We start from the raw sequence: 8,821 nt of genomic DNA, 5'->3' as shown, positions 1-8,821 counted from the left end.
CTCCGTGAATGCATACTCAAAACAGAGACCATCCACGCGAGACAATCCTCGCAATGAATCTCGAAAAAATCTGGCATTGACAAGCATGACACGCTGTTGAGTTCTCAAGGAACGGACACCCACCGGGTGTTGCCTCGTTCTCGGTGTCCACCACCTTAGAGCGTTCCCCGCCGAATTCAAAATCCGGGTCTGCTCAATCGGATCTGGACAGGCGGAAACAGGCCCTCGCGGGCCTTCGCTCAGTGGTAGATGACGCGCTCATTACGAGCGCTTGGCCACGTTACGCCGCAGCGGTGACGGGAGTCAACTCGCCGCCGGAAGGGCGAACTCCGCCCACACGGCCTTGCCGCCCTCGGGGAGGCGGCGGGCACCCCACTCGGCCGCGATGGTGGCGACCACCGCGATGCCGCGCCCCGCCTCGTCGGCCGGGGCCGCGCGCTGGCGGCGCGGGAGGTGCTCGTCGCCGTCCGTGACCTCGACGATCAGGCGGCGGTCGGTGCGGCGCAGGCGCAGGCCCATGGGGGCGCGTCCGTGCTTGAGGGAGTTGGCGACGAGTTCGCTGGCGGCCAGGACGCCGAGTTCGCGGAGTTCCTCGGGGAAGCGCCAGCTGGCGAGGACGCCGTCGGCGAAGGCGCGGGCGCGGGGCGCGGCCTCGATGCCGCCGAGGAGGTCGAGGGCGGCGCCGCGGAAGAGGTCGGCGTCCTCGCCGTGGCGTTCGGGGCAGGCCAGGACGAGGATGGCGACGTCGTCGTCGTGTTCGGCGGTGACGCCGAGGGTGCGCAGCAGGCGGTCGCAGACGATCTGCGGGGTGTCGCCGACGCCGGCGGCCAGGGCGCGTTCGAGGGCGTCGAGGCCGTCGTCGATGTCGGCGTCGCGGCGTTCGACCAGGCCGTCGGTGCACAGGACGGCGCTGGCCCCGGGGCCGAAGGGGACGGTGCCGGAGGCGTGGAGCCAGCCGCCGGTGCCGAGGGGCGGGCCCGTCGGCTCGCTGACGCGGTGGACGGTGCTGTCGGCCTCGCGGATGAAGATGGGCAGGTGGCCGGCGGAGGCGTAGGTGAGGGTGCCCTCGTTGGGGTCGTAGACGGCGTAGACGCAGGTGGCGATCTGGCTGGCGTCGATGTCGGCGGCGAGGCCGTCGAGGAGTTGCAGGACCTCGTGCGGAGGCAGGTCGAGGCGGGCGTAGGCGCGGACGGCGGTGCGGAGCTGGCCCATGACCGCGGCGGCGCGCACGCCTCGGCCCATGACGTCGCCGATGACGACGGCGGTGCGGCCGGCGCCGAGTGTGATGACGTCGTACCAGTCGCCGCCGACGGCCGCGTCGATGCCGCCGGGCTGGTAGGTGGCGGCGACGCGCAGGTCGTCGGGCTGCTCCAGCTCCTGGGGCAGCAGGCTGCGCTGGAGGGTGACGGCGGCCTCGCGCTGGTGGCGTTCGGATTCGCGGAGGCGTTCGGCGGAGACGACCTGGTCGGTGACGTCGGAGGCGAAGACGAGCACGCCCCGGGAGGGGCCGTGGCCGGGGGCGGTGAGGAGGATGGGGGTGCAGGTGAAGGTGAGGAAGGTCTCGCGGTGGGGGTTGGGGCCGGGGACGCGGCGGGACTTCAGGGTGCGCGGGGTGCCGGAGCGGCGGACCTGGTCCATCAGGGGCAGCAGGCCGAGGTCGACCAGTTCGGTCAGGGCCTCGCGGGCGGGGGCGCCGGCGTCGCGGGAGCCGAACACGGCGGCGTAGGCGGCGTTGACGTACGCCACGAGGTGGTCGGGGCCGTGGACGACGGCGACGGGAGCTGGAACCTGGCCGAGGAGCTCGTGGACGGCGAGTGCGTCGACGCCTCTGCCGGCGGCGGTGGCGGTGGCGGTGGCGGTGCTCGCGGGGGCCGTGTCCTTCTGGTCCGTCGGCTCCCTCGGCTCCCTCTGCTCCGTGCGGGCCGCGGGTACGCCGCCGGGCTCCCTCGCGCCGGCGGCGTTGCGCCGCTGCGTGCCGGGCAGCCGGATGCTCCAGCGCGTCAAATTCACAGCGTTCCGATCTGGTTCGTCCTGGTCTGCTGGTCTGTTACAACTCTTCGTCGAGTCGCGGCCCACCCATCGTCACATGGGTCATGGGCGGCGGCGCTCCGCACCCGCGGCGACCTCGAACTCCGCGCGCGGATGCTCAAGCGAGCCGAGTGAGACGATCTCACGTTTGAACAATCCCGCAAGGGTCCATTCGGCTGCGACGCGCGCCTTCCTGTTGAAGGTGGGCAGGCGGCTGAGGTGGTAGGTGCGGTGGAGGAACCAGGCGGGGATGCCTTTGAGCCGTCTGCCGTACACGCGGGCCACGCCCTTGTGGAGGCCGAGGGAGGCGACCGAGCCGGCGTGGCGGTGGCGGTAGTCGGCAACGGGCTTGCCGTGCAGGGTGGCGGCTATGTTGTCGGCGATGTGGCGGCCCTGACGGAGGGCGTGCTGGGCGTTGGGGGCGCAGAGGGTGCCGGGCCGCTCGGCGGTGAGGTCGGGGACGGCGGCGGCGTCGCCGGCGGACCAGACGTGGTCGTTGCCCTCGACGCGCAGGGCGGTGGTGCAGCGGAGGCGGCCGGCGTCGTCGAGGGGGAGGCCGAAGTCGCGCAGGACGGGGTTGGCCTTGACGCCGGTGGTCCACACGAGGGTGCGGGTGGGGTGGCGGGAGCCGTCGCTGAGGACGGCGGTGCGGCCCTCGCAGGATTCGAGCCGGGTGTTCAGGCGTACGTCGATGCCGCGTGCGCGCAGCTCGCGCAGGGCGTACTGGCCCATCTGCTCACCCACCTCGGGAAGGATCCGGTCGGTTGCCTCGACCAGGATCCACTTCAGCTCGGCGGGGCGGATGTTGTGGTAGTAACGGCACGCGAAACGTCCCATGTCCTCCAGCTCCGCGAGCGCCTCGACGCCGGCGTAGCCGCCGCCGACGAAGACGAAGGTGAGGGCGGCGTCGCGGACGGCGCTGTCGCGGGTGGAGGAGGCGATGTCAAGCTGTTCGAGGACGTGGTTGCGCAGGCCGATGGCCTCCTCGATGGTCTTGAAGCCGATGCCGTGCTCGGCGAGGCCGGGGACGGGGAGGGTGCGGGAGATGGAGCCGGGGGCGAGGACGAGGTGGTCGTAGTCGAGTCGCAGGGGCTCGGCGTCCTCCTCTTCCCGGCTGGCGAGGGTGCGGACGGTGACGGTTCGGCGTTCGGGGTCGGCTCCGGTGGCCTCGCCGGCGATGAAGCGGCAGCGGTCGAGGACGCGGCGGAGGGGGACGACGACGTGGCGGGGGGAGATGTTGCCGGCGGCGGCCTCGGGGAGGAAGGGCTGGTAGGTCATGTACGGCGCGGGGCTGACCACGGTGATCTCGGCGTCGCCGCGCCGGAGCTCGCGCCGCAGAGTGTGTTGCAGGCGGTGCGCTGCGTACAGGCCGACGTACCCGCCGCCGACCACGAGGATGCGGGTGGGTCGTTTCACCCGTCCATGAGGCACCCGGGCTCGGCACTTTGTCCACAGCTTGGACATGATGCTGCTCCGTTCGGGGTCCGCAGGGTGGCTCGGGCGTGTGCGCAGTGCTTCTCTGACGTGGCGCTCTGAACTATGTTCGTACTCCCAACGGGATATGAACCGAACTGATCGAACTGACGCGACTGACGGGGCGGGGCGTCTTTTAAGGGGGGCGTCCGCACCACCGGGGGAATGGATATGCGGATAGAGGGGACCGAGGGCAGCCGGGACGGGGCGCCTTCGGCGGAGCAGGGTCGTGCCACGGAGGGGCGTGCCGAGGAACGCGGCGACGGGCTTGCGGATATACGCGCGGACGGGCGCGTGGCGGCGAAGACGGTGGCGGGGAGGTCGGGTCCGCTGCGGGTGGATGCGCAGCGGAACCTGCGGCTGGTGCTGAGCGCGGCGCGGGACGTCTTCGGCGAGCAGGGGTACGGCGCGCCGATGGAGGAGGTGGCGCGGCGGGCCCGGGTCGGGGTGGGGACGGTGTACCGGCGTTTTCCCAACAAGGAGGCGCTGGTGCGGCACATCGCGGAGGAGGAGACGCAGCGGCTGACGGCGAGCGCGCGGGAGGCGCTGGCGCTGGACGGCGAGCCGTGGGGGGCGTTGGAGGGGTTCGTGCAGCGGTCGGCGGCGGCGGGGACGGGGCGGTTGCTGCCGCCGGAGCTGCTGGCGGCGACGACGACCGCGGCGGGTGCGCCCGCTGCCTCGGCCAACGGCGAGGCGCCGGAGGAGGGGAAGGGGGAGCGCGGACAACGGGGGGAACGGGGGGAACGGGTGCCCCAGCAGCGGGAGATACGCCGGGAGGAGACGCGGGAGCTGCTGTCGGCGGTGGGGCAGCTGGTGGAACGGACGCGGGCCGCCGGGGAGTTGCGGGCGGATGTGACGGTGGCGGACCTGATGCTGGTGATCGCGACGACGCCTCCGCGCTTCGAGGATCCGGCGCGGCGTACGGCGGCGGGGCGGCGGCTGCTGGAGATCCTGCTCCAGGGGCTGCGGCGGCCGGACGCCGACGGTCACCGGGCCGGCGCCTGACCACGGCCACGAACGGGTGGATCTCGGCTGAGGCGGGCGGGTGTGCTCCATTGGTGTGGCACTCTGACTGCTGTCGCTGACAGTTGGGCACATACGGGGGCTTCCCGCCATGGGCGTTGATGGTCCGGTCGCCGGTCCGGGAGACGGGGAGAACTCCTCGAAGGTGCCGCCGCAGCGGCGCGAGGCGGGCGCGGCCGATCTGACGCTGGTGGACAGGATGCGCGCCGGCGATCCGGGGGCGTACGAGGAGCTGTACCGGCGTCACGCCGACGCCGTCCGCCGGTACGCGCGGGCGTGCTGCCGGGACGCGGACACGGCGGACGACCTGACGAACGAGGTGTTCGCCGCCACGTTGCAGGCGGTGCGCGGCGGGGCGGGGCCGCGATCGGCGGTGCGGGCGTACCTGCTGACCTCGGTGCGGCGGGTGGCGGCGGAGTGGGCCAGGACGGCCAGGCGCGAGCAACTGGTGGAGGACTTCGCGGCGTTCGCGGTCTCGGCGGCGGCGGCCTCCGGCGCGCGCGACGCGGACACGCTCGACCTGGGCGCGGACGTGCGCGCGATGCGCGAGGCCGAGACGAGCATGGCGGTGCGGGCGTTCCGCAGCCTGTCGGAGCGGCATCAGGCGGTGCTGTGGCACACGGTGGTGGAGGAGGCGTCGCCGAGCGAGGTGGCGCCGCTGCTGGGGCTGACGCCGAACGCCACGGCGCAGCTGGCGTGGCGGGCGCGGGAGGAGCTGAAGGAGGAGTACCTGAAGGCGCACGTCAGCCAGGTGCTGACGGAGGACGGGGACTGCGCGCGGTACGCCGGGCGGCTGGGGGCGTTCGCGCGGGGGCGGCTGCGCTCGCGGGCGGAGCGGGGGCTGCTCAAGCACCTGGAGGTGTGCGCGCGGTGTGCGACGGCGGCGTCGGAGGTGCGGGACGTCAATCAGCATCTGCGGTCGCTGCTGCCGCTGGCGGTGGTGGGGTGGTTCGCGGCGGAGTCCTCGCTGAGGGGGACGGCGTTCTTCGCGGGCGCGGCGGGCGCGGCGGGTGCGGGGGCGGCGGGCACGGGGGGTGCGGCGGCCATGGGCGGGGGTGGCGCGGCGCAGGGCGCGGCCGGTGGTGCGGCGGGCGGTGCCGCCGGCGAGGGGGTCGGGGGGGCGGCGAAGGCGGGGATCGCGGCCGGGGTGGTGGGGTCGGCGCTGGCGGCGGCGCTGGCGCTGGCGTTGACCGGCGGCGAGGGGGCGCGGGAGGAGCGGCCGGTGGCGGAGCCGCCGCGGCGGGTGGTGGAGGAGCCGAGCCCGCAGCCCGAGCCGGAGCCGTCTCCCACGCCGGAGCCGGAGCCGGAGCCGAGGCCGATGCCCGAGCCGGAACCGGAGCCGGAGCCGGAGCCGAGCCCGACGCGGACGCCGGAGCCGGAGCCCCCGCCGAGCCGGGAGCCCTCGCCGGTGCCGGAGCCGGAGCCCACACCGAGCCCGACGCCGACGCCGACGCCGCCGCCCGGGCCGGAGGCGTACGAGGTGCGGAACCTGGAGTACGACGTGCTGAGCGACGGCACCGAGCCGGCGATCGCGCTGTTCGAGAGCAGCACGGTGTGGCAGCGGCGGGGCGGCGTGGCGATCGGCGGCCAGGAGTACGAGCACGGGGTGAGCGTGCGGGCCCGGTCGTCGGTGACGATCGAGCTGAACCGGGAGTGCCGGGTCTACCGGGCGATGGCCGGGGTCGACGACGCGACGAAGGGGTGGGGCGCGGTGGTGTTCAGCGTGTACGGGGACGGGGAGGAGCTGTGGCGTTCGGGCGTGGTCGCGGGCGAGGCGGCGGCGGTGCCGGTGAGCGTGCCGCTGGACGGCGTCGAGTCGCTGCGGCTTCAGGTCGAGCCGGACGAGGACACGTTCCTGAGCGGGATGGCGCTGGCGGACTGGGCGGAGTCGGAGATCGAGTGCGGCTGACGGCGGCGCTCAGCCCTCGGTGGCGTTACCGGGGTGTGGGCGGCGTACGGGGTCCGGCGCGGGGCGCGCGGGCGGGAGGAGCCCTTACGGGCTGACGCCGCTGGTGACGGCGCGCGGGTCGTGGTGGCCCTCGGCGGTCCAGCAGGAGCCGCGGCGGGTCAGCAGGCGGCGCAGCCAGATCTCGGTGGAGACCAGCTCGGCCAGGCCGTCGAGCGGCAGCGGCTCGCCCTCGGCGGCCGAGCGCAGCGCCTTGCGGACGGTGCGGGCCTCGATCAGCCCGGCGTCGGCCAGCAGTGGGGCCTCGAAGAGGTCGATGAGCTCGCCGATGTTGGCGCGCAGGCCCAGGCGGACGGCGTCGGTGTGCGAGGGGTGGCTGGTGGCGCCCCAGCCGGGGGGCAGCTCGTGGACGCCGGCGCCCTTCAGGACTGCGCCGAGCACATCGGCGCGCGCGCCGGGCTGGACGCGCAGGCTCTCGGGCAGCGCCTGGCAGGCGCGCACGACCTGGTTGTCGTAGAAGGGGGCGTGCAGGCGCTGGTGGCGCACCTCGACGGCCTGCTCGAAGACGCGGTGGTCGGCGGCGTGGCGGGCGAGGGCCGCGCGGGCGCGCTGCTCGCCGGGGCGGCCGCCGACAGCGGTGGCGCGGGGCCGGGCGGCGACGGCTTCGAGACGGATCGACACCTCGGCCAGGGCCTCGCCGGTCAGCCAGCGGGCGGCCGGTCCTGGGCGGCACCAGGCGAGGGCGGCGAGCGAGGCGCCGAGGGCGCCGCCGGAGCCGTTGAGGCCGTGTCCGGTGTCGAGGTCGGTGGGCTGGCGCAGCAGCAGGGCGGCGCTGGAGATGCCCTCGGGGTAGGGCGTGCGGGCGAGGCGGCGGGCGGCGCGGTAGACGGTGAAGGGCACGACGAACGCCGGTCTGCGGCCGGCGCCGCCGCCGCGGCTGGCCCTGGCGAGCGCGGTGACCGGCCGCAGCAGGTGGCGGCGGCGGCGGTCGAGCAGCAGGTCGGCCAGGCGGGCGGGGTGGGCGTCCAGCACCTGGCGGGCGCCGTTGCCGATGAGGTGGTCGGCGCTGCCGGAGGCGAGGCGGCGGCGGTGGCGGGCGGCCATGACCAGGGCGGGGCCCGGCTCGTCGGTGAGCGGGCCGCTGTCGAGGTCGGCGTAGGGCAGGGCCTCCTCGCCGGCGGCGACGATGAGGTGGTGCAGGCGCGGGCTGGCGGCGATGGCGCGGGCGCGCTCCATCTCGGCGGCGCGCGCGACGGCGGCGGGGGAGCCGGCGCCGGCGGCGGTGAGGTCGTTGAAGGTGACGGCGAGGAGGCGTTCCCCGGCGAGGGTGGCGCCGGTGCCGTAGACCGTGCCGGGCATGCCGGGCATCCCGGCGGCCAGCAGGGCGAGGGTGGCCGAGGCGCTGCCGCCCGAGAGGTCGGCGCCGACGCCGGGCGCGGGGTCGGCGGAGCGGGCGGCGCGGCGGTCGGCGGGGCCGAGGCCGGGCACGGGGCCGGGGTCGCGGGTGGGGGCGTGGCGGGGGGCGGCCAGCCGGGTGCGGACGGCCTCGACGAGCGCGTCGCGCACGCCGGCGACGGCCTCGTCGCGCTCGACGGGGGGCGCGGCGACGACGGTGGGGGTGGCGGGCTCGTAGTCGACGGTGCCGCGGCTGCCGCCCTCGCGGAGGGTGAGGGCGTGGCCGGGCGGCACGCGGTGAACGCCGCGGTAGGGCGTGCCGGTGCCGATGGCCTCGGGGGCGTCGGGGCAGGCGAGGAGGGCGGCGAGGTGCTCGACGTCGAGCTGGGCCTCGGTCAGGTCGGCGAGGGGGAGGGCGGCGGTGGCGTACGCGGTGCCGCCGGCCCAGGCGGTGTGGAAGACGGGGCGGGTGCCGGCGAGGTCGGTGGGGATGACCGTGCGTCGGCCGAAGCGTGCGACGGCGGTGTAGCTGCCGGGCCAGGTGGTGAGCTGGCGCAGCGCGCCGGCGCGCGCGGAGACGAGGGATCGGCGGAGCTGGGCGTCGTCGGCGCCGCAGTATCCGAAGACGGCGAGCAGGGTGTCGCCGTCGGCGTGGATGGTGCGGATCTCGTCCGGGCGCCAGTCACCGACCGCCCAGAGCGGGTCCGGGCCATCCCACAGGGGCATCGCGCCCAGGGGCTGGATGTCGCGGGCAGCGCTGGCCGAGGCGCCGCACCACCCGACCAACCACCGCATCGCACCGCCTCCCCCTTGCTAGGACGCATGACCCCTTTGTAGGACGCTGACAGCAGCGTTGGTGTTGAGGCCATGCTGCCATGGGAGAGGGGAGAACGGGGCATGACGTGGAGGTAGTTCGCTTGTGCGGCGAACTACCTGGCACGCTCTGTCAGTCTGTGGGGTCTGTGGCGCGGCGCGGCGGCGACCGGGTGTGACCGG

Annotated in this window: 5 protein-coding genes; 2 read left to right on the top strand and 3 right to left on the bottom strand. The window is 75.0% G+C overall.

Translation table 11 applies throughout. The features are described 5' to 3' along the window. Nucleotides 1-303: 303 nt before the first annotated feature. Both ACTWQH_RS27490 and ACTWQH_RS27485 read right to left on the bottom strand, forming a co-directional pair. A complete protein-coding gene (locus tag ACTWQH_RS27490; protein ID WP_443289463.1) occupies nucleotides 304-2,010 on the bottom strand; it encodes an ATP-binding SpoIIE family protein phosphatase in 1,707 nt (568 codons plus the stop codon). Nucleotides 2,011-2,091: 81 nt separating this feature from the next. Then, entirely contained in the window at nucleotides 2,092-3,444 is a 1,353-nt protein-coding gene (locus ACTWQH_RS27485; protein WP_443289462.1) for an NAD(P)/FAD-dependent oxidoreductase, read from the bottom strand. Between the two features lie 228 nt (nucleotides 3,445-3,672). On the opposite strand from ACTWQH_RS27485, the gene ACTWQH_RS27480 reads away from it, so the two are divergent. Continuing rightward, complete coding sequence (locus ACTWQH_RS27480; RefSeq protein WP_443289461.1) at nucleotides 3,673-4,506, top strand: helix-turn-helix domain-containing protein; 834 nt, start codon at nucleotides 3,673-3,675, stop codon at nucleotides 4,504-4,506. 109 nt (nucleotides 4,507-4,615) lie between these two features. Beyond that, nucleotides 4,616-6,433, top strand: coding sequence for a sigma-70 family RNA polymerase sigma factor (locus ACTWQH_RS27475; RefSeq protein WP_443289460.1), 1,818 nt, complete (start codon nucleotides 4,616-4,618; stop codon nucleotides 6,431-6,433). 84 nt (nucleotides 6,434-6,517) lie between these two features. Here the strand turns inward: ACTWQH_RS27475 and ACTWQH_RS27470 are convergent, their stop codons facing one another. Further along, nucleotides 6,518-8,620 carry an asparagine synthase-related protein gene (locus tag ACTWQH_RS27470; RefSeq protein ID WP_443289459.1) on the bottom strand — a complete coding sequence of 701 codons (2,103 nt, stop codon included), beginning with the start codon at nucleotides 8,618-8,620 and terminating at the stop codon, nucleotides 6,518-6,520. Nucleotides 8,621-8,821: the final 201 nt, after the last annotated feature.

The sequence above is a fragment of the Streptomyces sp. 6N223 genome (assembly GCF_052246635.1).
GTDB lineage: Bacteria > Actinomycetota > Actinomycetes > Streptomycetales > Streptomycetaceae > Streptomyces.
The sequence above is the reverse complement of the archived record's forward strand: the minus strand, read 5'-3'. Positions and strand labels throughout refer to the sequence as shown.